We start from the raw sequence: 23,607 nt of genomic DNA on the forward strand, positions 1-23,607 counted from the left end.
GCGCCGTCCATCAGCGCGCGCCCACCGCGGCGTCGGCCAGCACCCGTACCGGCGCCCCCACCGGCAGCGCCGCCGCGTCGCTGCCCAGGCTGATCTCGGCCAGGTAACTCAGGCGCTCGGCGTCCTGCCCGGTCAGCGCGAAGTACGGGGTGAACACCGGGTCGCTGCGGATCATGCGCACCCGGCCGGCGAACACCGGACCGGCCGGCTGCAGCTGCACCCGCAGCGGATCGCCTACCTGCAGCCGGTTGCGCAGCGCCTGCGGCAGGTAGACGCGCGCGTAGGGCGCCTCCCCCACCAGCAGCACCGCCAGCGGCGCGCCCACCGCCGGCTGGTCGCCGAGCTTGTAGGGAAGGCTGTCGACGCGGCCGGCACGCGGTGCCACCAGGGTCAGCTTGTCCAGCAGCAGCGATTGCGTCGCGGCCGTGGCCCGGGCCGCCGCCAGTGCGGCCTCGCCCTGCGCCAGTTGCTCGCTGCGGCTGCCGTGCAGGCGTTCGTCCAGCGCCGCCGCGGCCTGCCGCACCTGCGCCTGTGCGCTGCGCGCGGCGGCCAGCGCGCGATCCAGCTCCGCCGGCGCCACCAACTGGCGCTGCGCCAGGGGCCGCAGTCGCGCAAGGTACGCCTGCGCTTCGCGCGCCTGCGCCTGCGCAGCGGCCAGCGCCGCGCGGGCCTGGTCGATAGCTTCGCTGCGCGGGCCATGGCGCAGTTCCAGCAGTGCGGCGTCGCTCTGCTGCACCCGCGCCTGCAGCGCATCCAGCTGCGCCCGGGTCTGCGCCGGTTCCAGCTGCAGCAGCGGCGCCCCGGCGGCGACCCGTTGGCCTTCGCGCACATCCAGGCGCACGATGCGCTCGGACACCGGCGCCGGCACCGTCACCCGGTCCCATTCCAGCGTGCCCAGCGCCTGCGGCGCCTGCTGCGAACAGCCCGCCAGCGCCAGCACCAACAGCCATGCCACGGGGTTGCCCCGGTCATTCATGTCCCGGCTCCAGAACGCGCGTCAACACCGCCATCGCATGCCGCTGCACCGCATCGGCCCCCAGCTCCCCGGCGCCGAACAGCTGCTGCCAGATCGGCGCACTGGCCAGCGGGAACATCGTCAGCCCCACCATCGACACCACCAGCAGCCGCGGATCCAGCGCCGGGGCGAGCCGCCCGGCCTGTTGCGCGGCGCTCAACCGCTCCATCAGCAGACGCGGCAGCAACGGCCCGGCCTGCTCCAGCATCATCCCGCGCAGGGCACCACCTTCGCAGAGGATTTCCCTTACCCACAGCGTCGGCAACCACGGATTGGCCGCCACCGCGCGGGTGATGCCAGCGACGAAGGCGGCCACTATCGCCGCCACGTCGTCGCCCGCCCCGCCCACCCCGGCATGGACCTCGGCCATCACCGGCCACAGCCGTTCGGCCACCACCGCCTGGCGCAGTTGCAGCTTGTCGCCGAAGTAATAGTGGAGCAGCGCTGGCGTCACGCCGGCGCGACGGGCGATGTCGCGCAGCGAGGTGGCGCCGATGCCCTGCGCGACGAAACCGGCCAGCGCCGCGTCCAGCAGCCGTTCGCGCAGGTCGACGGCATCGGCGCCGGGCCGCCGCCCCGGTGCGCGCCTGCGCGGCGGGCGCGCCGGCGCGGCGGGCTTGGCGGTAGTGGCGGGTGTCGTGGACCGGGAACGTTTCATCGCCACATTTAATTCAACGAACAATTAAATTTCAATGATGATCCGGTGCAGTCCTCCCGGTCGGTCGTCTTCGCGCCACGCCCCCCCAGCCATCGGAAAGCCCGCCACCGCCCCGGACAGCGCGCGGACCGGAAGTGAGAAGATGCCCACCCTCGCCCCGGCGGCATTGATACCGGGCGCGCCGGCACCATTTCTGGACCCATGACTGCGACCATCCACCACGATTTCACCCTCGACCCGGCCGACAACGAGCGGCTGGCCAACCTCGCCGGCCCGTTCGACGAGAACCTGCGCCAGATCGAGCTGCGCCTGGGCGTGCAGATCGCCAACCGCGGCAACGTGTTCCGCGTCAGCGGCCCGGGCAAGGCCGCCGACGAAGCCGAGCGCCTGCTCAAGGCGCTCTACGACGAGGCCGCCGGCACCACCCTGGACAGCCACGCCATCCACCTGCTGCTGAGCCGCGCCAATGTCGAACAGGTGGCCGAGCGCGCCTACGAGGCGCAGGACGTGGCGATCAAGGTCAAGCGCGGCACCGTGCGCGGCCGCGGCCAGAACCAGTCGCGCTACCTGCACCAGATCGCCACCCACGACATCAACTTCGGCATCGGCCCGGCCGGCACCGGCAAGACCTTCCTGGCGGTGGCCATGGCGGTGGAGGCGCTGAACGAATCGCGCGTGCAGCGGCTGATCCTGGTGCGCCCGGCGGTGGAGGCCGGCGAGAAGCTGGGCTTCCTGCCCGGCGACCTCACCCAGAAGGTCGACCCCTACCTGCGCCCGCTGTACGACGCGCTGTACGAGATGCTGGGCGTGGAGAAGGTCGCCAAGCTGCTGGAGAAGAACGTCATCGAGATCGCGCCGCTGGCGTACATGCGCGGGCGCACGCTCAACGACGCCTTCGTGATCCTGGACGAAGCCCAGAACACCACCATCGAGCAGATGAAGATGTTCCTGACCCGGCTGGGCTTCGGCTCGACCGCGGTGGTCACCGGCGACCTCACCCAGACCGACCTGCCCAAGCACGTCAAATCCGGGCTGCGCGACGCCATCGAGGTGCTGCGCGACGTCGAGGGCGTGAGCTTCACCTTCTTCGAATCGCGCGACGTGGTCCGCCACCCGCTGGTGGCGCGCATCGTCAGCGCCTACGACCGCCGCGACCTGCAGCGGGTCAACCCCGCGGCCGGGTAACGGCCTGCATGCCCGGCACCGACCCGCACGGGAGGTGCCATGGCCCTTCCGCGTGCGTTGTCACCCGGGGGCTGTTGGCCGTTGCCACCGGCATTCCGGCGGCCGCCGCCACCGGAATGCCCCGGCGATGCGTGCGCCTGCCTGCAAACCGGCTGCGACGGTCGCGCCCGGGCGGGCCGGCGATTTCGAGCGCGAAGAAGGCCGCTTCAACCCGCAGCGGGAACATGCGCGCGCGGGATTCCGCCAAGCGCTGAAGGATCACCCGCAGATCCGCTTCAACGTGCATGTCGATCCATGCCCATGGCGCAGGCCGCCGCGGGCGGGGACGGCATGGCAAGCCTTCCGCCAGCACCTGCAACGGTGGCCGGCACGCAGGGCAGCCAACGCGGTTGCGCGGACTGCGGTGCGGCCCCGCTTCCGCGCCGCAGCCGGAGACGGGCGACACGCCACCCGCCGCACCATCGACCCGGCGGTGCTCACGGCCAAGGCCGAGGCCGGGCAACCCGCTGGGCACAAACCGCAGCTGGGCATGCGCCTGCCGCCGCCGGACTGGCTGCCGGATTCCTACGGCTACCGGTTCTACAAGCAGTTCAATTGATTCACGCTGCGCGCCTCGGCCGCGCAGGCGCGTACTCGGCCGGATGAATCCAACGTGCTGACCGACTCGGCCGCGCGCGTGCGGGCCCCGGCGCCGCTGGTCGCCAACGTCGCCGACCGCGCTGACGACACCCTGCATGACGACAACGCGGCGACGCAGGAAGCGCCACACCGGGGCGCCGGATCACCGCGCTGCCGGGGAAGCCGGCATCGTCGACCGGTGCGACAGCGCCGCGTGCGTGGGAATCGCCCTCGACGCGCCCCCCCCTGAAGGTCGCGGTGAAACGGCATGCGCGCGATACTGTGCGTCTCCGCACTGCCTGATCGCTGGAACTGCCATGACCAAGGGCCCCGTCCGTCTCGATGTCGCCGTCAGCTACGCCCTGCCCCGCGCCGGGTTGCCGGCCGCGGTGAGTTTCCGGCGCTGGGTCGCCGCGGCACTGGAGGGGCGGATCCGCGAGGCCGACCTGGCGATCCGCCTGGTCGATGCCCGCGAAGGCCGCTCGCTGAACCGCCACTACCGCGGCAAGGATTACGCCACCAACGTGCTCAGCTTTCCGGCCGAGATTCCCGAAGGACTGCCCAAGGGCGTCAAGTTCCCGCTGCTCGGCGACCTGGTGATCTGCGCGCCGGTGGTGGCGCGCGAAGCCGGTGAGCAGCGCAAGGCGCTCAACGCGCACTACGCGCACCTGACCGTGCACGGCGTACTGCACCTGCTCGGCTGGGACCACGAGGACGACAAGGAAGCCGAGGCGATGGAACAGCTCGAGCGCGAGATCTTGGCCGAGCTGGGCATCGCCGACCCCTACGCCGGCGAGCGCTGACCGCCCCCCCCCGGGTTGAAACCGGCGGCGATCCATCATTCAATCGCGCCAGCCACCGCCACGGAGTCATTCAGGATGAACGACCACACGCAGGCCCCGCTTCCGTCCGCTCCACGCCATCGCATCGGGCAGGTCGTGCGCATGCTGTCCGGCATGGTGTTCCTGGTGTCGCTCGCGGCCACCTGTTATCTGTCGCTGCTTGCGCCTGTCTTCGGTCCGCGCACAATTCCCGACACATGGGCGCTGGCCGTGGTGGTACTGGCGCTGTTGACGGCGCCGATGGGCTGGCGCGCGATCGCCCGCCTGTTCGTCGGGCGCCCAGTGGCAACGCTGCGGTTCTTCCGTGCATCGCCGCTGACGCTGGGCCTGGCGTTCGCGCTGGCGGCGGCGTACTTCGCCCTGGCTCCGCGGCTCGATGCGGCCCAGGCGGCATTCACCCTTTCCATCAACACGGCGCTGGTCCTGCGGGCGATCGGCGCGGCGGCAACGCTGCTGGCGCTGTGCACGCTGCTGGCGGTTCCGCTGATCCTGCTGGGGCGCCTGCTGGGTTGGGGCGGCGGCTGGCTGTGGCGGCGGATGAGCGCGCACTGATAACGTGGGGGCCCCTGCGACCACCCTGCCCCTCGTGCCCACGATCCGCCCGCTGCCACTGCTGCTCGCCGCCGCGCTGCCGGCCACCGCATCCGCCGCCCCGGCCATCGACCTGCCCGCCCTGATCGAGTGCCGCCAGAGCGTGAGCGAGTTCGTCGCGCTGGCGCCGATCGCCGCCGATCCGCTCAAGGCGGTGGCCCTGGGCTGGCGACCGCTGCCGCAGAGCAACCTGTTCATGAACGAGTACATGCTGAACACGCCGGTGACCGTGTTCGGGCATACGTCCGACCATATCGCCATGGCCGGCTCCAGCATCATGGCGATCCTCGACCTGGCCGATCCGCGGCCGCTGGCCACGGCGCTGGAGCTGGAAACCGGCTACGACGCCGACGGCAAGTTCATGGCCGGCCGCGAACTGGTCAGCCGCGACGTCAACGACGCCAGCACCGGCGAGGCGCTGATCGAGTCGGTGATCCTGAGCGTGTCCAACGTCAAATCGCACCCTGGGAAGACCCTTGCCGGCTGCACCTACAGCCTGGATCTGCCGGCCGAGAACGAGCTGCCGGCCCCCGCCGCGGGCGCCAAGGCGGACACGCCGCCGGGCTGAGCGGGCGCGCGCGGACATCCTGCTAGACTTTCCGCACCGCCCGGTCCGCCGGGTGCCCTGAACGAAGAGATGTCCGAAGACGACAGTAGTCCCCCCCCGGAGCTGGGCGAAAAGAAACGCGGCTGGCTTGAACGCCTGAGCGCGGCCTTCTCCGGCGAACCCCATACCCGCGACGAACTGGTGGCCGTGCTGCAGACGGCCGAGCAGGACGGCCTAATCGCCGCCGACACCCTGCGCATGATGGAAGGCGCCATCGCGGTGGCCGAGCTGACCGTCGGCGACGTGATGATCCCGCGCTCGCAGATGGTGTCCCTTCCGGTCGAGCAGCCGTTCCTGGAACTGATGAAGCAGGTGGTCGAGTCCGGCCATTCGCGCTTCCCCGTGCACGGCGAGAACAAGGACGACGTGCTCGGCATCCTGCTGGCCAAGGACCTGCTGCGCGGCGTCGTCGCCGACAACAGCCACGCCAGCATCCGCGAGCTGCTGCGCCCGGCGGTGCTGATCCCCGAGTCCAAGAAGCTCAACGTGCTGCTCAAGGAGTTCCGGCTCTCGCGCAACCACATGGCGATCGTGGTGGACGAGTACGGCGGCGTCGCCGGGCTGGTCACCATCGAGGACGTGCTGGAGCAGATCGTCGGCCAGATCGACGACGAACACGACGAGGCCGAGGACCACACCGCGCAGATCGCCATCCAGGCCGACGGCCGCTACGTGGTCGACGCGCTGACCGCGATCGAGGACTTCAACGAACGCTTCGGCGCCGGGTTCTCCGACGACGACTACGACACCATCGGCGGGCTGGTCACCGAGGCCATCGGCCACCTGCCCGAGATCGGCGACGAACTCACCCTGGACCGTTTCGTGTTCCGGGTGGCGCGCGCCAACGCGCGGCGGGTGCAGGCCTTCCACGTCACCGTGCTGCCGCCCGACCCGCAGGACGACGCTTGATCGCCGCGGGTCTTTTCCGGCGGCCGCGTCCCGCCCTGCCGCTCGCGCGCCTGCTGGCGTGCGCACTGCTGTGGCTGCTGGTGGCCGGCGTGGCATCGGCCGCAGCCGCGCCCGCCGCCGATGCCACGGGCAGCGCGCCGCGCATCGGCGTGGTGACGATGCAGCCGGGCGAGGTGTTCTTCGAGCGCTTCGGCCACGACGCGCTGGTGGTCGCCGAGCCCGGCGGCGGCCCGGCCATTTCCTACAATTTCGGTTTCTTCGACCCGTCCGAGCCAGACTTCATCGGCAACTTCGTGCGCGGGCGGATGATGTACTACCTGGTCGCGCTGCCGCTGGACGAGGACCTGGCGCAGTACCGCGACGCCGGGCGCGGCGCCTCCATCCAGTGGCTGGACTTGCCGCCGCAGCAGGCGCGGGCGCTGGCCGACGACCTGGCCGAGCGCTCCCGCCCGGAGAACGCGCGCTACCGCTACGACTACTTCACCGCCAACTGCTCGACGATGGTGCGCGACGCGCTCGACCGCGCCATGGGCGGCGGCCTGCGGTCGCAGCTGGCCGGGCGTTCGCGCGGCAACACCTACCGCAGCGAAGCGGTGCGGCTGGCCTCGCCGTCGCCGTGGATGTGGCTGGGCTTCGACCTGGGCCTGGGCCCATGGGCCGACCAGCCACTGTCGCGCTGGCAGGAGGCGTTCGTGCCGATGCGCCTGGCCGACGGCCTGCGCGAGGCCCGCAACAGCCAGGGACGCCCGCTGGTGCAGGCCGAACAGGAACTGCTGCCGCAGCGGCTGGCGCCCGAGCCGGGCGAGCATGACCGCACCTGGTGGCCCTGGCTGCTGACCGGGCTGGTCCTGGCCGGCGGGATCTTCGCCGCGCGCCGCCACCGGCGCATGCTCGGCGGCGTCGCGCTGCCGTTCTGGCTGTTCTGCGGCGTTGCCGGGGTGCTGCTGGCCTACCTGTGGGGCGCCAGCGAACACCGCGCCGCCTGGGGCAACCGCAACCTGCTGCTGCTCAATCCGCTGGCGCTGGCCCTGCTGCCGGGCGCCTGGCAACTGCTGCGCGGGCGCCTGCCGGGCCGCGCGTTCGGCGCGCTGCTGTGGACGCTGGCCGGCATCGCCGCGCTGTCGCTGCCGCTGCACTGGCTGTCGCTGCAGGCCCAGTTCAACATGCAGTGGATCGTGCTGCTGCTGCCGGTCCACCTGGCGCTGGCCCTGGTGCTGGGCCGGCGCGGCTTGGCGCCTGTACCGGGCTGAGGCACGATGCAGCCCATGGACCTCGGTATTTCCCCCATGGCGGCGGCCAACCCGCCCTGCGTCATCAACTGCACCTGGTACGGCGAGGACGGCACGCTGCGCAACCTGGCGCTGGATTCGATCAGCGACGTGCTCGAAGCCAGCAGCCGCGGCTTCGTCTGGGTCGGCCTGTACGAACCCGACGACGCGGTGCTGGACAAGGTGCAGGCCGAGTTCGGGCTGCACGACCTGGCCATCGAGGACACGCGCAAGGCGCACCAGCGGCCCAAGGTGGAGACCTACGGCGACTCGCTGTTCGTGGTGGTGCACACCGCGCAGGTGGTCGAGGAGCGCATCCGCTATGGCGAGACCCATGCCTTCCTCGGCCCGCGCTACCTGGTGACCGTGCGCCATGGCGCCTCGCTGTCGTACGCGCCGGTACGCGCGCGGCTGGAGCGCGAGCACGACCTGGTGGCCCGGGGGCCGTCGTTCTGCCTGTATGCGGTGCTCGACGCGGTGGTGGACAACTACCTGCCGATCACCGACAGCTTCGGCGATACGCTGGATTCGCTGGAGAAGGACATCTTCGCCGAGAACTACCGGCGCCGCACCGTCATCCGCCTGTACGACCTCAAGCGCGAACTCAACAAGATGCGGCTGGCGGTCACCCCGCTGCAGGACGCGCTGTCGCAGCTGCAGCGCAATCCGGCGCAGCTGCTCAACGACGAGGCACGGCTGTACCTGCGCGACGTGCAGGACCATGCCGCGCGGGTCAACGACGCCATCGACACCCTGCGCGAGATGCTCGGCACCGCGCTGAGCGTGAACCTGTCGCTGGTCACCCTGGCGCAGGGCGAGACCGTCAAGCGGCTCGGCGCGTGGGCGGCACTGCTGGCCGCGCCGACCCTGATCACCAGCTGGTACGGCATGAACTTCACCCACATGCCGGAGCTGGCCGGACGCTTCGCCTACCCGCTGCTGGTGCTGCTGGTCGGCGCCGTCTGCGCGGTGCTGTACCGGCTGTTCAAGCGCTCGGGCTGGCTGTAGGCCAGGGCCGCCCGCGGCCCTTGCCATCCTTCATTGCCCTGCGGGGAACAGCATGCGCGACGACACCCTTTCCGACCACCGCCGCCGGCGTTTCCTGCGCGGCTCGCTGGCTGCCGGCGCGGTGGCCCTGCCACTGCTGGGCCAGTCCGGCGGCGCGCTGGCCGCCGATGGCCAGGGCGATGCGCCGACGCTGCCCGCGTCGATCCGCGCGCTGCAGCCGGTGGCGCAGCGGGTGGTACCGATCAGCGTCGACGAGCGCGTGCAGCGCCTGGCACGCGCGCAGGCGCTGATGGACCAGCAGCGGATCGACGCAGTGTTCATCGGCGCCGGCACTTCGCTGGCCTATTTCACCGGCATGCACTGGTGGAACAGCGAGCGCCTGACCGGGGTGATCCTGCCGCGCACCGGCGAGCCGGTCTATGTGACCCCGGCGTTCGAGCGCAGCCGCACGCTGGAGCAGATCAAACTCGGCAGCGACGTACGCGGCTGGCAGGAAGACGAGGATCCCTATGCGCTGGTCGCGCAGGTGCTACGCGGTTTCGGCGCCGCCAGCGGCACGGTCGGCATCGAGGAAACGGTGCCGTTCTTCCGCAGCCGCGGGATCATGAACGCCCTGCCCCATGCCACGTTCGTCGACGCCTGGCCGGTCACCGCCGGCTGCCGGCGCATCAAGAGCGCGGCCGAACTGGCGCTGATGCGGCTGGCCAACCAGACCACCCTGGCGGTGTACGAAGCGGTGTGGAAGGCGCTGGCGCCGGGCATGACCGAGGACGACATCGCCGCGCTGGTGACCCTGGCGTATGCGCGCACCGGCCTGCGCGGCAGCGCCGACGTCAACATCGGCCCCGCCGCCGCCTCGCCGCACGGCTCGGATGCACCGCAGCGGCTGACCGAGGGCACGCCGGTCATCTTCGACGGCGGCTGCCGGGCCGACGGCTACACCAGCGACATGACCCGCACCGTGGTGCTGGGCAAGGCCGGCGATGACGTCCGCCGCGTGTTCGACGTGGTGCTCAAGGCGCAGACCAGCGCGCTGCGGGCAGCGCGCCCCGGGGTGGCGATGGAAGCGCTGGACGCGGCCGCGCGCAGGCGCATCGTCGATGCCGGCTACGGCCCGGACTACACCTACTTCAGCCACCGCCTCGGCCACGGCATCGGCATGGACATGCACGAGTGGGATTACCTGGTCCGCGGCAACACCCGCCTGCTCGAACCCGGCATGACCTTCAGCAACGAACCCGGCATCTACCTGCCCGGCAGGTTCGGCGTGCGCCTGGAGGACATCCTGCACATCACCGCCGACGGCGCCGAACTGCTGACCCCGCAGAGCCCGTCGATCGACCAGCCGTTCGGCTGAACCGTAGAGGCGGGGCTTGCCCCGCATGCGGCTTCACCGGGAAGACCCCTGTACGGGGCAAGCCCCGTACCTACGCCACGTAGACGGTCTTGATGTTGGTGAACTCGCGGATGCCGTGCTCGGCCAGTTCGCGGCCGAAACCCGAGCGTTTGGTGCCGCCGAACGGCAGCCGCGCGTCGCTCCTGACCACGGCATTGACGAACGCCGCGCCGCACTGCAGCTGCGCGGCGACCCGCTCGCCGCGGGCGGCGTCGCCGCTCCACACGCTGCCGCCGAGCCCGAACGCGGTGTCGTTGGCCACCCGCACCGCCTCGGCTTCGTCCTTGACCCGCAGGATCGCCGCCACCGGGCCGAACAGCTCCTCCTCGTAGGCCGGCATGCCCGGCGCGACGTGGTCGAGGATCGACGCCGGGTAGCCGGCATGGGTGCCGGCCAGCGGCTCGCAGCCCAGCAACGCCCGGGCGCCCTGGTCGATGCTCTGGCGCACCTGCCGGTGCAGGCCGTCGCGCAGGTCGGCGCGCGCCAGCGGCGCCAGCGTGGTGGCCTCGTCCTGCGGGTCGCCGTACACCCGTGCCTTCGCCGCCTCGACGAAGCGCTGCACGAAGCGGTCGGCGATGGCATCCACCAGCACGAAGCGCTTGGCGGCGATGCAGGTCTGCCCGGCATTGTCGAAGCGCGACTTCACCGCCGCGGCGACGGCGGCGTCGAGGTCGGCATCGTCCAGCACCACGAAGGCGTCGCTGCCACCCAGCTCCATCACGCACTTCTTCAACTGGTCGCCGGCGTTGGCGGCGATCGAGCGCCCGGCACGCTCGCTGCCGGTCAGGGTGACCGCCTTGACCCGGCCATCGCGCAGCACGGCGGCCGCCTGCTCGTTGTCGATGTGCAGCACGCCGAACACCCCGGCCGGCATGCCGGCATCGGCCAGCACCGCGGCGATCAGGTCGGCGCAGCCGGGCACGTTGCTGGCGTGCTTGAGCAGGGCCACGTTGCCGGCCATCAGCGACGGCGCCAGGAAGCGGAACACCTGCCATATCGGGAAATTCCATGGCATCACCGCCAGCACGCAGCCGATCGGCGGGTACACCACGTAACTGCGCTGCGCCTCGGTCGCGATCGGCTGCGGGCTGAGGTAGGCGGCGGCGTGGTCGGCGTAGTACTCGCAGGCCGCCGCGCTCTTCTCGATCTCGGCCAGCGCCTCGCCGCGCAGCTTGCCCATTTCCCGGGTCATCGCGTGCTGGATCTCGTCGCGGCGCGCGCGCAGCGCCGCGGCCACCTGGCGCAGCAGCGCGCCGCGCTGCGCCAGCGGCAGGCCCGACCACGCCGGGAACGCCGCCTGCGCGGCGGCCAGCCGCTGCTCGACGGCGACGGCGCTCATCAGCTCGACCGTGCGCAGGACGCGGCCGTCGAAGGGGTTGAGGGTCTGGTACGAAGTCATTGCGCTGCACCTGCATCCAACGAAGGCCCGCAGGATAGCGCCGGTGACGTTGCGTTCGCGTTGACGGGTGTCGTGCCGAGCAAGCCGGCGCTTACGGCGCAGGGTCGCCGCAGGCACCACGGATGCGGGGCTTGCCCGCGTGGCCGTCGAGGCGGCTCAACCGTTGTCCTGCAGCGCCAGCTGCATGTCGCGCTGGCGCCGCCGCTCGGCGCGGGCGGAGATCCACCAGCCGAGGACCGCCACGGTCGACACCGCCAGCACCAGCAGCGTGGCCAGCGCGTTGATCTTGGGGCTCACGCCCATGCGCACCGAGGCGAAGATCTTCATCGGCAGCGTGGTCGAGCTGGGCCCGGCGACGAAGCTGGCGATCACCACGTCGTCCAGCGACAGGGTGAAGGCCAGCAGCCAGCCGGACAGCAGCGCCGGGGCGATGATCGGCAGGGTGATCAGGAAGAACACCTTGAGCCGGTTGGCGCCAAGGTCCATGGCCGCCTCTTCCAGCGAGCGGTCCAGCTCCTGCAGGCGCGAGGACACCACCACGGTCACGAACGACAGGGTGAAGGTCACGTGCGCGATCCAGATCGCCACCACGCCCTTGGACGGCAGCCCGAACAGGCCGCCCATCGACACCAGCATCAGCAGGATCGACAGGCCGATGATCACCTCCGGCATCACCAGCGGCGCGGTCACCAGCGCGCCGAACACGGTCTTGCCGGGGAAGCGGCGGAAGCGGGTCATCGCCATCGCCGCCATGGTGCCGAGCACCATCGACGCGCTCGCGGTCCAGAACGCGACCTTGACGCTGACCCAGGCCGCGTCCAGCAGCTGCCGGTCGCGCAGCAGCTCGCCGTACCACTGCGTGGAGAAGCCGGCCCACACCGTCGCCAGCCGCGAGGCGTTGAACGAGTACAGCATCAGCAGCAGGATCGGCAGGTACAGGAAGGCGAAGCCGAGCAGCAGCACGCCCCAGCCCAGCCAGCGGTGGCCACGGACGCCGTTCATGCCAGCTTCCCTTCCAGCGTGCGTTGCTGGGAGCGGTTGAAGATGAGGATCGGGACCAGCAGCAGGAGCAGCATCACGATCGCCACCGCCGAGGCCAGCGGCCAGTCGCGGTTGTTGAAGAATTCGCCCCACAGCACCCGGCCGATCATCAGCGTGTCCGGCCCGCCGAGCATTTCCGGGATGACGAATTCGCCCACCGCCGGGATCATCACCAGCATGCAGCCGGCGACGATGCCGCTGCGCGACAGCGGCAGGGTGATGCGCATGAACGCCTGCCATGGCCTGGCGCCAAGGTCGTAGGCCGCCTCCAGCAGGCGGTGGTCGAGCTTGACCAGGTTGGCGTACAGCGGCAGCACCATGAACGGCAGGTAGCAGTAGACGATGCCGATATAGGCCGCCAGCGGCGTGTACAGGATCTGCAGCGGCTGGTCGATCAGGCCCATGCCCAGCAGCGTGCGGTTGACCAGGCCGTTGCTGTCGAGGATGCCGATCCAGGCATAGACGCGGATCAGGAACGAGGTCCACGACGGCAGCACCACCAGCATCATCGCGATGTTGCGCGCCGACGGCGACAGGCGCGAAATGACGTAGGCCATCGGGTAGCCGATCAGCAGGGTGAACACGGTGGCGATGACCGCGATCCGGATCGAACTGAGGTAGGCGACCACGTACTGGCTGTCGGCGAACAGCTGGGTGTAGTTGCCCAGGTTGAGGTTGACGGTGAAGGCGTTGTCCACGTACGCCACGATGGACGTATACGGCGGCATCGCCACCGCCATCTTCGCGAACGAGATCTTCATCACGATCAGGAACGGGATCGCGAAGAACAGCAGCAGCCACAGGTAGGGCACGCCGATCACGCCGGCGCGGACGCCCGGCAGCCAGCGCCGCCAACCGCCAGGGTTCGGCCCGCGCGCGCTCATGAAGTCAGCACCACGCCGTCGTTGTCGTCCCAGCTCACCCAGACCTCGTCGTTCCAGGTGATGCCGTCGCTGTCCCAGCGCTTCATGTTGGCGAAGTTGGACAGGATCTTGGCGCCGCTGGGCAGGCGCACGTGGTAGACCGAGTGGCTGCCGAAGTAGGCGATGTCCTCGACCACCCCGAACGCCTTGTTGGTGTCGCCGGCGGGCTCGTCCTTGGCGATGTGCACCTTTTCCGGGCGCAGCGCGAACGCCACCGGCTGCCCTTCATAACCGGTGATGCCGTGGCCGACGTAGATCGGCGCCGGGAAGTCGGCGGTGCGCACGGTGACGTACTCGGGCAGGTCCTCGTCGATCACGCCCTCGAACAGGTTGACCGAGCCGATGAAGCCGGCGACGAAGCGGTTGGCCGGCTGCTCGTAGATGTCGTCCGGCTTGCCGATCTGCTGGATCCAGCCCTGGTCCATCACCGCGATGCGGGTGGCCATGGTCATGGCCTCTTCCTGGTCGTGGGTGACCATCACGCAGGTCACGCCGAGCTGTTCGATGATGTTGACCAGCTCCAGCTGCATCTTCGAGCGCAGCTTTTTGTCCAGCGCGCCCATCGGCTCGTCCAGCAGCAGCAGCTTGGGGCTCTTGGCCAGCGAGCGCGCCAGTGCCACGCGCTGCTGCTGGCCGCCGGAGAGCTGGTGCGGCTTGCGCTTGCCCAGCTTCTGCAGCTGCACCAGTTCCAGCATCTCGCCGACGCGGCGGGCGATGGCGTCGCGGGCCATGCCGTCCTGCTTCAGGCCGAAGGCGATGTTCTGCTCCACGGTCATGTGCGGGAACAGCGCGTAGGACTGGAACATCATGTTGATCGGCCGCTCGTAGGGCGGCAGCGCGTTGATCTCCTGGCCGTCGAGCAGGATCCGGCCGCGGGTCGGGGTCTCGAAGCCGGCCAGGCAGCGCAGCAGCGTGGACTTGCCGCTGCCCGAGCCGCCCAGCAGCGCGAAGATCTCGCCCTTGCGCACGTCCAGGTTGACGTCGTCGACGGCGACGAAGCCATCGAACTCCTTGCGCAGGTCGCGGATGGACAGGTAGCCGGGCTCGCTGTTCAGGGCGATGGCGTCGGGCCGGATGTCGGGCTTGGCATCAACGGGCATGAAGGGTTCCGGGAACGGGCGGGACGGACGGGCGCGCGTAGTGTAGTGCCGGCGTTTTGCCGGCGACACCCTGCCGTTCCACGCAGGAATGCCCTGTTCGACGCTGTATGGACCGGGTGGCGCGCCAGAAATGCCGGCCGAAGGAGAAGCCCCCCTTGGAGTCCAAGGGGGGCGCGCCATAGGCGCGGGGGATGTGGATGAAGATGCGCCGGGGCCCAGGGTTTGCCTTGCAAACCTTGGGGAACTAAGCGAATGCGTGGTTCAGCGCCCGGTCTTGATCTCGGTCCAGAGCCGGGTATAGAGCTTGTCCACTTCCGGTGGATTGATCGCGTAGGTGAACATCTTCGCCGCCACGTCCTGCGGCGGATAGATGGTGCGGTCCTCGCGGATCGCCGCGTCCACCAGCGGCGTGGCCGGCTTCACCGGGTTGGCGTAGTGGGTGACGTTGGTGTTGTTGGCGGCCACCTGCGGCTCGAGCAGGTAGTTGATGAACGCATAGGCGTTCTGCGGGTGCTTGGCGTCCTTCGGGATGGCCAGCATGTCGAACCACTGCGGCGCGCCCTCCTTCGGGATCGAATAGGCCACTTCCACGTCGTTGCCGGCCTCCTCGGCGCGGTCGCGGGCCTGGATGATGTCGCCCGACCAGCCCACCACCAGGCAGGTGCTGCCATTGGCCAGCGAACCGACGTACTGGCTGGAGTGGAAGTTCTGCACGTACGGGCGGATGCTCTTGAGCAGGTCCGCGGCCTTCTGGATGGTGGCCGGGTCGGTGCTGTGCGGGTCCTGGCCCAGGTAGTGCAGCGCGATCGGGATCATGTCCGCCGGGGTGTCGAGAAGGGTGACCCCGCAATCCTTCATCCTGGCGATGTTCTCCGGCTTGAACACCAGGTCCCAGCTGCCAGCGATGTCGGTGCTGCCGCCGAAGCGCTCCTTGAGCTTGGCCACGTTGTAGCCGATGCCGGTGGTGCCCATCATGTACGGCACGCCGTACTTGTTTTCCGGGTCCTGGCCGGCGATGCGCACCATCACCTCCGGGTCGAGGTTGGCCAGGTTCGGGATCTTGCTCTTGTCCAGCGGCAGGAACACGCCGGCCTGGATCTGGCGGCCGAAGAAGTTCAGCGTCGGCACCACGATGTCGTAGCCGCTGTCGCCGGTCAGCAGCTTGGTCTCGACCATCTCGTCGCTGTCGAACACGTCGTAGGTGACCTTGATGCCGGTCGCCTTCTCGAAGTTCGGGATGGTGTCCTCGGCGATGTAATCCGAGTAGTTGTAGACGTTGAGGACCTTGGCCTCGCCGCCAGCGTCGGCGGTCGGGGCGCCCTGCTCCTTGCCACCACAGGCGGCAAGCAGGGACAGGGCGACGCCAGCGGTCAGGATGCGCAGATTCATGGGTTCTCCAGTGTGATCCGGGAGGGGCCGGCTGAACCGGCGTGGCCGGCCATTGTCCCACGAAGCACCGGCCGGGGCGACGCCGCCCGCCCCGGCCTTCACCCCGGAGCGCCGGCTGCGGCCGCCGCGCGTTCACACGTTGAGCAGCAGGAATTCGCGCTCCCAGGAGCTGATGACGCGGAAGAAGGTCTCGTATTCCTTGCGCTTGACCGACACATAGGCCCGGCAGAAGCGGGGGCCGAGCAGCGCCTGCAGCGGCGCGCAGCCTTCCAGCCCGTCCAGCGCCTCGCCCAGCGAGCGCGGCAGTGCATAGCCCGGCGCCTTGGCATTGCCGGCCACCGGCGCGGTCGGGGTGAGCTTCTCGCGGATGCCGAGCAGGCCGCAGGCCAGGGTCGCGGCGATCGCCAGGTAGGGGTTGGCGTCGGAGCCGGCGAAGCGGCTTTCCACGCGGCTGTTCTCCAGGCTGTCGATCGGCACCCGCAGCCCGCAGGTGCGGTTGTCGAAGCCCCACTCCACGTTGCTCGGCGACACCTCGCCGAACACCAGGCGGCGGTAGGAGTTCACGTTCGGGGCGAAGAACGCCATCGCCATCGGCACGTACTTCTGCAGCCCGGCCAGGTACTGCATGAACAGCGCGCTGTACTCGCCCTCGCCTTCACCGGCGAACACGTTGGCGCCGTCACGGGTGCGCAGCAGGCTCTGGTGGATGTGCATGGCGCTGCCCGGCTCGTTCTCCATCGGCTTGGCCAGGAAGGTGGCGTACACCCCGTGGCGCAGCGCCGCCTCGCGCATGGTGCGCTTGAACAGGAACACCTGGTCGGCCAGCGCCATGGCGTCGGCGTGGGTGAAGTTCACCTCCAGCTGCGCCGCGCCGGATTCGTGGATCAGCGTGTCCACGTCCAGCTGCATCGCGTCGCAGTAGTCGTACATCAGGTCGAGGATCGGGTCGAACTCGTTGACCGCGTCGATCGAATACGACTGGCGCGCGGTTTCCGGGCGCCCGGAGCGGCCGGCCGGCGGCAGCAGCGGGAAGTCCGGGTCGGTGTTCTTCTGCACCAGGAAGAACTCCACTTCGGGCGCGACGATCGGCTTGAGCCCCAGTTCCTCGTAGGCGGCCAGCACCCGCCGCAGCACGTTGCGCGGCGCCAGCTCGTGCGGCTGCCCGCTGCGGGTGTAGCAGTCATGGATGACCTGCGCGGTCGGGTCGGTCGCCCACGGCACCATGCGTACCGTGTCCGGGTCCGGGCGCAGCACCATGTCCGAATCGGCCGGCGCCACCAGTTCGTAGTAGTCGTCGGGCGAGTCGCCGGTGACGGTGGTGGCGAAGATGCCCTCGGGCAGGCGCGTGCCGTAGTCGTGCGAGAACTTGTCGGCCGGGATGATCTTGCCGCGCGCATTGCCGGTGATGTCCGGCACCAGGCATTCGACCTCGGTGATGTTGCGCTGCTTGAGCCAGCGCAGCAGGGTGCTGTCTTCCTGCACGGCGGCGGGCTTGCGGGGGCGGGAACGGGGACGGGAGCTCATGACGGTTCGGCTTCGGTGGCATGACAGGCGCCCGCCACCGGTATGCAGGCCCTGCCCCGGTGGACAGGCGTGCTGGCACGCTACTGCCGCCCCGGCGTTTAGGCAACCGCCCGCCACCGTGCCCGGGGCAGCCCGGACACGTAGACTGCACTGCCCGCCCGCTTCGATGCGCCCGATGCCCGACGCCGCCGCCCGGCCCGACTATCCGCCCAGCTGGTATGCGGCGAGCCTGCCGCCGCTGGCGCCGCGCGCGCCGCTGCGTGGCCACGCGCGCGCCGACGTGGCGGTACTGGGCGCCGGCTACACCGGGCTGACCGCCGCCCTGGCGCTGGCCGAAAAGGGTTACCGGGTGAGCGTCCTGGAGGCCGAGCGGGTCGGCTGGGGCGCCTCCGGCCGCAATGGCGGGCAGGCGCTGGTGGGCTACGGCTGCGACGCGCAGACGCTGGAATCGCTGCTCGGCGAGCGCGATGCGCGGCTGCTGTTCGAATTCTCGCGCGACGGCCTGCACCGGCTCAGGCAGCGCATCGCGCGCCACGGCATCGACTGCGACTGGCGCGATGGCCATGCCAGCGTGCCGATCCGCCGCCGCCAGGAACGGGCGCTGCGCGCGGACATGGACACCCTGGCGCGGCGCTACGATTACCCGCTGCAATGGTGGGACCGCGCGCAGTTGCGCCAGGTGCTGGCCAGCGACCGCTACCGCGGCGCGCTGTACGACCCGGGCAGCGGCCACCTGCACCCGCTGGCGTATGCGCAGGGGCTGGCGCGCGCGGCCGAGGCGGCCGGTGCCACGCTGCACGAACATTCGCCGGTGCAGCGCCTGCAACGTGGCGCGCGCCCGGTCCTGCACACCGCGCAGGGCAGGCTCGAGGCCGACTTCGTGGTGCTGGCCGGCAACGCCTGGCTGCAGGGCATCGCCCCGGAACTGGAGACCCGGATGATGCCGGTCGGCACCTACATCGGCGCGACCACGCCGCTCGGCGCCGAACGCGCGCGTGCGCTGATCGGCAACGACATGGCCGTGGCCGACGTGAACTGGGCGCTGGACTATTTCCGCCTCAGCCGCGACCACCGGCTGCTGTTCGGCGGCCAGGCCAGCTATTCGGCGCTGCCGCCGCCGGGCCTGCGCGGGGTGATGACCCGGCGCATGCGCGCGGTGTTCCCGCAGCTGGCCGACGTGGAGCTGGAGTACGTCTGGGGCGGCTACATCGACATCACCCGCAACCGCGCCCCGCACTGGGGCCGGCTCGGGCCGAACATCTATTTCGCGCAAGGCTTTTCCGGCCACGGCGTGGCCAGCAGCGGCCTGGCCGGCGATGTCATCGCCGAGGCCATCGCCGGCCAGGCCCAGCGGCTGGACGTATTCGAACGGATCGCGCACCACCGCTTTCCCGGCGGCAGCGCGCTGCGCCGCCCGCTGCTGGTGGCGGCGATGGCCTGGTACAAGCTGCGCGACCTGCTGTGGTGAACCGCCGGCCGCGTGCGGCCGGGCCGTGTCCCGCGCCCGGCGCTGCGCTCAGGCGTCGTTGTCCCCGGCGTCGTGCCACAGCTCGTGCGCGTCGACGCGGATGAGCAGGGCCGCCTCCAGTGCATTGGCACGGGCCTCGGCCTCGGCCAGCGCGCTGTCCTGTTCCTGGCGCTGCGCGGCGATCAGTTCGGCGATCCCGGCTTCGCCCAGCGCATAGGCGCGGCGGACCTTGCCGGTGCTGGCGCGCACCGCCTCCAGCGCCTGCCAGCTGTCGCGCCACAGCCGCCAGGCGGCATCGGCCTGGCGCACGGTCTGCTCGGCCTCGCGCTGGATCAGCCGGCGCATGCCCTCGGCCACGGCGCTGCCGGCCGCGGCACTGGCGCGTTGCGCATCGGCATTGGCCGAACGCAGCGCGCCGCCGAACGGAATGCTGACCACCACGCCGAGCGAGCGTTCCTCGCCGCCGCGCTCGTCCAGCCAGCGCAGGCCCACGCTGGGATCCGGGCGGCGCTCGGCGCGGGCGCGCAGGGCCGCGCGCTGCAGCCGTTCGGCCTCGCGCTCGGCGGCGCCGATTTCGTGGCTGCGGCTGACGATGTGGTCGATGTGGCGTTGCGCGCCGGTGTCGTCGGCGACCGGCTCGGGCAGCGCCGGCGCACGTTCGGGCAGCGGGATCGAGGGGAACGTGGTGCGCAGGGCGATGCGCGCGGCCTCGCAGCGCGCCGCCGCCGCGGTCGCCTGCGCGCGGACCTGCGCCGCCGCGGCCTGCGCGCTGTCGAGGTCGCGCCGGGCGGCATCGCCGGCAGCGACGCGGCGGGCGATGGCATCGCGGTCGCGCTGCACCAGCGCCAGCTGCGCCTGCGCCTGGGCCACCCCGGCTTCGGCCCGCAACCATTCCATCCATTGCGCCAGCAGCAGGCGCGCGGCCTGGTGCTCGGCGTCGGCCAGTTGCAGGCCGGCGACCTCGCGCCCCAGCCGGCCGATCTCGCGGTCCAGCCGTGCCTTGCCCGGCAGCCGCACGCCGCGGCTGAGCTGGGCTTCGTATTCGCGGTAGTCCAGGCCGCCCTGCACGCGCCGCTGCTGCGACATCAGGCTCAGGGTGGGTTCGTGCGGCCCGGCGGCCAGCCCGCGCGCCTCGGCCTCGGCGCGGCTGGCGCGCGCAGCGGCCGCCTGCACGTCCGGGTGCACGGCGATGGCCTGCAGGACCAGCGGCTCGGGCGGCAGGTAGGCGGCATCGGGCGCGGCCAGCGCCAGGCCGGGGGCGGCCAGCCACGCGGCCAGCGCCAGGGTCAGCCGCAGCGGCTTCATGCCAGCCTCCCGAAACGTTCGACGATCTCGCTCCACCAACGGATGTCGGCACCGGGCAGGCGCTGGCGCAGTGCGTCCAGCACCTCGTCCACGCGCTCGGCCGGCAGCACCAGCCAGGCCAGGTCGCGGGCGACGCGGCCACGTACGCGCTCGCGCACGCTGGCGGTATCGAAGCTGCTGCCATGGCCTTCGCCGTGCAGCGTGGTGAAACCGGGCAGGTCGGGCATGTCGAGCAGCGCGGCGATCACCGCGTCCTCCAGTACGGGGGAGAAAACCAGGTTCAGGCGACGCAGTTCCATCAACGGGCTCCGAAGCGGCGGAACAGGACCGGCAGCAGCAACAGCGTCAGTGCGGTCGAACTGACCAGCCCGCCGATCACCACGATCGCCAGCGGGCGCTGGATCTCCGAGCCGGGGCCGCTGGCGAACAGCAGTGGCACCAGCCCCAGGCCGGTGATGCTGGCGGTCATCAGCACCGGGCGCAGGCGCCGCCGCGCGCCTTCGCGCACCACGCTCGCCATGGCCATGCCGGTGGCGGACAACTGGTTGAAGTGCTCGACCAGCACCAGCCCGTTGAGCACCGCGATGCCGAGCAGGGCGATGAAGCCGATCGAGGCCGGCACCGACAGGTATTGGCCGGTCAGCCACAGCGCGAGCACGCCGCCGACCATCGCGAACGGCACGTTGCCCAGCACCAGCAGCGCCTGCCGCATCGAACCGAAGGTGGAGAACAGCACCAGGAAGATCAGACCGATGGCCACCGGCACCACCATGCCCAGGCGCGCGGCGGCGCGCTGCTGGTTTTCGAACTGGCCGCCCCAGACGATGCGGTAGCCTTCGGGCAACGGCACCTCGCCGGCGACCCGGGCACGCGCCTCCTCGACGAAGCCGACCAGGTCGCGGCCGTCGACGTTGGCCTGCACCAGGGCGAAGCGCGAGCCGTTCTCGCGGCGCACCGCCACCGGGCCGGTGCTGCGCTCGATCTGCGCCAGCGCCGACAACGGCACCTCGCCGGCGCCATCGCCGCGCGCCAGCAGCAGCCGTTCGAAGCGCGCCGGATCCTGCTGCACGCCGGCATCCCCGCGCACCAGCACCGGGATGCGCCGGTCTGGTGCGATCACCGTGCCGGCCGGCAGGCCTTCGATCTGCGCGCGCAGTTCGTCCTGCACGTCGGCCACGGCCAGGCCGGCGCGGCCAGCGGCCTGGGCATCGATCTGCAGGCGCAGGTATTCCACGCCCTCGGCGGTCTGCGCCAGCACGTCCTGCGCGCCGGCCACGTCCTGCAGCACCTGCGCGATGCGCGTGCCGAGCTGGTTGACGGTGGCCAGCTCCGGCCCGAACACCTTGACCGCGACGTCGCCACGGCTGCCGGTGAGCATCTCGCTGACCCGCATCTCGATCGGCTGGGTGAAGCCGTAGTCGATGCCGGGGAAATCCTCCAGCACGGTGCGGATCTGGTCGGCCAGCCATTCCTTGTCCGGCCTGCGCCACTGCGCCTTGGGCTTGAGCTCCAGGAACACGTCGCTCTCGTTCAGGCCCATCGGGTCCAGGCCCAGTTCGTCCGAGCCCACCCGCGCGATCACGTGCAGGATCTCCGGCACCCGTGCCTTCAGCGCCCGTTCCACCGCCAGGTCCTGTTCGACGCTGCTTTCGATGCCGATCGACGGCAGTTTGGCCAGCTGCACCAGCAGGTCGCCCTCGTCCATGGTCGGCAGGAAGGTCTTGCCGACCCCGAACCACGCCGCCACGCCCAGCAGCAAGGCCGCGCCGGCGCCGATCGCCACGCGCCGCGGCCGCGCCAGCGCACCGTCGAGCAGCGGCATGTACAGGGCATCGAGCCTGCGCATCAGCCACGGCTCCGCGTGGGCGCGTTCGCGCAACAGCAGCGACGCCAGCACCGGGATCACCGTCAGCGACAGCAGCAGCGAGCCGGCCAGCGCGAACACGATGGTCAGCGCCACCGGGCCGAACAGCTTGCCCTCCAGGCCTTCCAGCGCCAGCAGCGGCAGGAACACCAGGCAGATGATGAGAATGCCCGATGCCACCGGCGCGGCCACTTCGCGCACCGCCGCAAACACCCGGTGCAGGCGCGGCAGGCCCGCGCCGGACGCAGCCGGATCGAGCCGGCTGACGGTGTTCTCCACCACCACCACCGCCGCATCGACCAGCATGCCGATGGCGATCGCCAGCCCGCCCAGGCTCATCAGGTTCGCGCTCATGCCGAACGCGCGCATCATCAGGAAGGTGAGCAGCGCCGCGAACGGCAGGGTCAGCGCCACCACCAGCGCCGCGCGCAGCTCGCCCAGGAACAGCAGCAGCAGCACCACCACCAGCACGGTGGCCTCGAGCAGGGCCTTGGTCACGGTGCCGACCGCGCGGTCGATCAGCGCGCTGCGGTCGTAGAACGGCTCCACCCGCACCCCGGCCGGCAATTGCGGCGCCAGTTCGGCCAGGCGCGCGCGCACCGCGCCGACCACCGCGCCGGCATCGGCGCCGCGCAGGCCGACCACGATGCCCTGCACCGCCTCGCCCTGGCCGTCGCGGGTGACCGCGCCATAGCGGGTCATTCCGGCCATGCGCACCTGGGCCACATCGCCGACCCGCAGGGGGATGCCGTCCTGCACCCGCAACACGATATTGCGCAGGTCCTCCAGCCCGCGCACCGCGCCCTCGGCGCGGACCACCAGCGCTTCCTCGCCGTCGCCGAGGCGGCCGGAGCCGTCGTTGCGGTTGTTGCGCTCCAGCGCGTCGGCCAGGTCGCGGAAATGCAGGCCGGCGACCGACAGCGCGGCGCGGTCGGGCACCACCACGTAGCTGCTCACCTCGCCGCCGAGCGCGTTCACGTCGGCCACGCCGGGGATGGTGCGCAGCGCCGGGCGGATCACCCAGTCCAGCAGCGCGCGGCGCTCGGCCAGCGGCAGGTCGCCGCCCTCGATGGTGAACATGAAAAGATCGGACAGCGGCGTGGCGATCGGCGCCAGCCCGCCGCCGACCCCGTCCGGCAGCGCAACGTTGCCGAAGCGCTCGGCGACCTGCTGCCGCGCCCAGTAGATGTCGGTGCCTTCGGCAAAGTCCAGGGTGATGTCGGCGATGGCGTACTTGGCGGTGGAGCGCAGCATGGTGCCGTTGGGCAGGCCGAGCAGCTCCAGCTCCAGCGGCGCGACGACGCGGCTCTCCACTTCCTCCGGGGTCATCCCCGGCGCCTTCAGGATCAGCTTGACCTGGGTCGGCGCGATGTCCGGGTAGGCATCCACCGGCAGTTCCAGGAACGCCAGCGCGCCGGCCAGCGCCAGCCCCGCGGCGGCCACCAGCACCAGCACCCGCTGGGTCAGGGAGAATTCGACCAGGCGTCCGAGCATTGG

General features: G+C 70.9%; 21 protein-coding genes. 10 read left to right on the forward strand and 11 right to left on the reverse strand.

Going from position 1 to position 23,607, the window contains the following annotated elements; all coding sequences use genetic code 11:
- Positions 1 to 10: 10 nt before the first annotated feature.
- A complete protein-coding gene (locus MKP15_RS00990) occupies positions 11 to 976 on the reverse strand; it encodes an HlyD family efflux transporter periplasmic adaptor subunit (RefSeq protein WP_240211493.1) in 966 nt (321 codons plus the stop codon).
- The gene (locus tag MKP15_RS00995; RefSeq protein ID WP_240211494.1) at positions 969 to 1,673 is read right to left on the reverse strand and encodes a TetR/AcrR family transcriptional regulator; all 705 of its coding nucleotides are present in this window, start codon (positions 1,671 to 1,673) and stop codon (positions 969 to 971) included. Before MKP15_RS00995 ends, MKP15_RS00990 begins: the two co-directional genes overlap by 8 nt.
- A gap of 201 nt (positions 1,674 to 1,874) precedes the next feature.
- Between MKP15_RS00995 and MKP15_RS01000 the strand changes: the two genes are divergently transcribed.
- The 9 genes from MKP15_RS01000 to MKP15_RS01040 all read left to right on the forward strand — a co-directional run bounded on the left by MKP15_RS01000 (position 1,875) and on the right by MKP15_RS01040 (position 10,058).
- Positions 1,875 to 2,858, forward strand: a complete 984-nt coding sequence (locus MKP15_RS01000; RefSeq protein WP_240211495.1) for a PhoH family protein — start codon at positions 1,875 to 1,877, stop codon at positions 2,856 to 2,858.
- Between the two features lie 127 nt (positions 2,859 to 2,985).
- Complete coding sequence (locus MKP15_RS01005) at positions 2,986 to 3,456, forward strand: hypothetical protein (RefSeq protein ID WP_240211496.1); 471 nt, start codon at positions 2,986 to 2,988, stop codon at positions 3,454 to 3,456.
- A gap of 337 nt (positions 3,457 to 3,793) precedes the next feature.
- Positions 3,794 to 4,279 carry an rRNA maturation RNase YbeY gene (ybeY, locus tag MKP15_RS01010; RefSeq protein WP_054664592.1) on the forward strand — a complete coding sequence of 162 codons (486 nt, stop codon included), beginning with the start codon at positions 3,794 to 3,796 and terminating at the stop codon, positions 4,277 to 4,279.
- A gap of 75 nt (positions 4,280 to 4,354) precedes the next feature.
- Positions 4,355 to 4,870, forward strand: coding sequence for a hypothetical protein (locus tag MKP15_RS01015; protein WP_240211497.1), 516 nt, complete (start codon positions 4,355 to 4,357; stop codon positions 4,868 to 4,870).
- Positions 4,871 to 4,904: 34 nt separating this feature from the next.
- Positions 4,905 to 5,477, forward strand: coding sequence for a hypothetical protein (locus MKP15_RS01020; protein WP_240211498.1), 573 nt, complete (start codon positions 4,905 to 4,907; stop codon positions 5,475 to 5,477).
- A 69-nt stretch (positions 5,478 to 5,546) separates the two neighbouring features.
- Positions 5,547 to 6,425 (forward strand): HlyC/CorC family transporter, encoded by an 879-nt coding sequence (locus MKP15_RS01025; protein ID WP_240211499.1) that lies wholly within the window; start codon positions 5,547 to 5,549, stop codon positions 6,423 to 6,425.
- A 74-nt stretch (positions 6,426 to 6,499) separates the two neighbouring features.
- Entirely contained in the window at positions 6,500 to 7,675 is a 1,176-nt protein-coding gene (locus MKP15_RS01030; RefSeq protein WP_240211707.1) for a DUF4105 domain-containing protein, read from the forward strand.
- Between the two features lie 15 nt (positions 7,676 to 7,690).
- Positions 7,691 to 8,701, forward strand: a complete 1,011-nt coding sequence (locus MKP15_RS01035; RefSeq protein WP_233996323.1) for a magnesium and cobalt transport protein CorA — start codon at positions 7,691 to 7,693, stop codon at positions 8,699 to 8,701.
- Between the two features lie 52 nt (positions 8,702 to 8,753).
- A complete protein-coding gene (locus MKP15_RS01040) occupies positions 8,754 to 10,058 on the forward strand; it encodes a Xaa-Pro peptidase family protein (RefSeq protein WP_240211500.1) in 1,305 nt (434 codons plus the stop codon).
- 70 nt (positions 10,059 to 10,128) lie between these two features.
- On the opposite strand, the gene MKP15_RS01045 is transcribed toward MKP15_RS01040, so the two are convergent.
- From MKP15_RS01045 to MKP15_RS01070, 6 genes are all read right to left on the reverse strand, one after another.
- Complete coding sequence (locus tag MKP15_RS01045) at positions 10,129 to 11,496, reverse strand: NAD-dependent succinate-semialdehyde dehydrogenase (RefSeq protein WP_104938474.1); 1,368 nt, start codon at positions 11,494 to 11,496, stop codon at positions 10,129 to 10,131.
- A gap of 156 nt (positions 11,497 to 11,652) precedes the next feature.
- Positions 11,653 to 12,498 (reverse strand): ABC transporter permease subunit, encoded by an 846-nt coding sequence (locus MKP15_RS01050; protein ID WP_240211501.1) that lies wholly within the window; start codon positions 12,496 to 12,498, stop codon positions 11,653 to 11,655.
- On the reverse strand, positions 12,495 to 13,421 hold the full coding sequence (locus tag MKP15_RS01055; protein ID WP_240211502.1) for an ABC transporter permease subunit: 927 nt from the start codon (positions 13,419 to 13,421) through the stop codon (positions 12,495 to 12,497). Before MKP15_RS01055 ends, MKP15_RS01050 begins: the two co-directional genes overlap by 4 nt.
- Positions 13,418 to 14,560 carry a polyamine ABC transporter ATP-binding protein gene (gene potA / locus MKP15_RS01060; RefSeq protein ID WP_056932098.1) on the reverse strand — a complete coding sequence of 381 codons (1,143 nt, stop codon included), beginning with the start codon at positions 14,558 to 14,560 and terminating at the stop codon, positions 13,418 to 13,420. Before potA ends, MKP15_RS01055 begins: the two co-directional genes overlap by 4 nt.
- Positions 14,561 to 14,821: 261 nt before the next feature.
- Positions 14,822 to 15,949, reverse strand: coding sequence for a polyamine ABC transporter substrate-binding protein (locus MKP15_RS01065; protein WP_240211503.1), 1,128 nt, complete (start codon positions 15,947 to 15,949; stop codon positions 14,822 to 14,824).
- Positions 15,950 to 16,081: 132 nt separating this feature from the next.
- Positions 16,082 to 17,473, reverse strand: coding sequence for a glutamine synthetase family protein (locus tag MKP15_RS01070; protein ID WP_161615428.1), 1,392 nt, complete (start codon positions 17,471 to 17,473; stop codon positions 16,082 to 16,084).
- Positions 17,474 to 17,648: 175 nt separating this feature from the next.
- Between MKP15_RS01070 and MKP15_RS01075 the strand changes: the two genes are divergently transcribed.
- A complete protein-coding gene (locus MKP15_RS01075) occupies positions 17,649 to 18,941 on the forward strand; it encodes an FAD-binding oxidoreductase (protein ID WP_240211504.1) in 1,293 nt (430 codons plus the stop codon).
- A gap of 48 nt (positions 18,942 to 18,989) precedes the next feature.
- On the opposite strand, the gene MKP15_RS01080 is transcribed toward MKP15_RS01075, so the two are convergent.
- The 3 genes from MKP15_RS01080 to MKP15_RS01090 are packed head-to-tail and all read right to left on the reverse strand — an operon-like array spanning position 18,990 to position 23,604.
- Positions 18,990 to 20,246 (reverse strand): TolC family protein, encoded by a 1,257-nt coding sequence (locus MKP15_RS01080; RefSeq protein ID WP_240211505.1) that lies wholly within the window; start codon positions 20,244 to 20,246, stop codon positions 18,990 to 18,992.
- Positions 20,243 to 20,545, reverse strand: coding sequence for a DUF3240 family protein (locus tag MKP15_RS01085; RefSeq protein WP_240211506.1), 303 nt, complete (start codon positions 20,543 to 20,545; stop codon positions 20,243 to 20,245). Before MKP15_RS01085 ends, MKP15_RS01080 begins: the two co-directional genes overlap by 4 nt.
- Complete coding sequence (locus MKP15_RS01090; protein WP_240211507.1) at positions 20,545 to 23,604, reverse strand: CusA/CzcA family heavy metal efflux RND transporter; 3,060 nt, start codon at positions 23,602 to 23,604, stop codon at positions 20,545 to 20,547. The genes MKP15_RS01085 and MKP15_RS01090 overlap by 1 nt, the downstream gene beginning before the upstream one ends.
- Positions 23,605 to 23,607: the final 3 nt, after the last annotated feature.

The sequence above is a fragment of the Stenotrophomonas sp. Y6 genome, assembly GCF_022436665.1.
Taxonomy (GTDB): domain Bacteria; phylum Pseudomonadota; class Gammaproteobacteria; order Xanthomonadales; family Xanthomonadaceae; genus Stenotrophomonas; species Stenotrophomonas acidaminiphila_A.